1 pseudogene is annotated in these 790 nt (G+C 83.3%); it reads right to left on the reverse strand.

The features are described from left to right. Positions 1-747 (reverse strand): annotated as a pseudogene (locus FA014_RS19650) (hypothetical protein); the annotation flags it as partial. Positions 748-790 lie beyond the last annotated feature (43 nt).

The raw sequence follows: 790 nt of genomic DNA on the forward strand, positions 1-790 counted from the left end.
GACGTCCCCGCGGTCGCGGGGGCCCGGCTGCTCCGCGACGGGCAGCCCGACCGCGGCGGCGACCTCCTCGACGCCCAGCCCGCCGGGCGCCGGGCCGCGTGCCACGAGGCCCACGCGCCGGCCGTCGCCGACCAGCCCGTCCCGGAGCAGCCGGGCCCCCGCGACCGCGGGGACGTCGCGCGGGACCACGACGAGCACCGTGCTGCACGCCGCGAGCAGCGTCGGACCGCGCGCGTCCTGGTGCCCCGGTCCACCCGGCGGTCCACCCGACGGCCCCCCGGGCGCCCCGCCCTCGACCGGCACGCCGCCCGCCCCGCTCTCCCGCGAGGGGCCGCGCCCGCCGCCGAGCAGCGCCGCCCGGTCCAGGTCCAGCACGACCGACCCGTACGCCGACCGGAGCGCCCGGAGCACGTCGGCCAGGGCGGCCGCGGGTGGCGGTCCGGGCCGGGCGTCGTCGGTGGGCAGCACGGCGCACCGGCCCCAGCGCATGAGGTTCCCGGCGAGCAGCACCGGGTCGACCGCGCCGCGCGCCCCGCCGAGGTCCGGCCAGCGCAGCCCGGGGTGGGCCTCGAGCCCCAGGACGGTGTCGAGCGAGGGACCCGGCCCGGTGTCGACGAGCACGGCGGTCCCCCGCCGTGCGAGCTCGGCCGCGAGCGCCGCCGCGGTGACCGTCGCCCCGGCGCCGCCGCGTGCGCCGAGCACGCCCACCACACCGGCGCCGCCCGCCGGCCGCTCGCCCCCGACCATCCCGCCTCCTGTCCGTCGTGGGGCCGCCACCCGCGGCGACCCG

The organism is Cellulomonas hominis, assembly GCF_005239125.1.
Lineage (GTDB): Bacteria > Actinomycetota > Actinomycetes > Actinomycetales > Cellulomonadaceae > Cellulomonas > Cellulomonas hominis_A.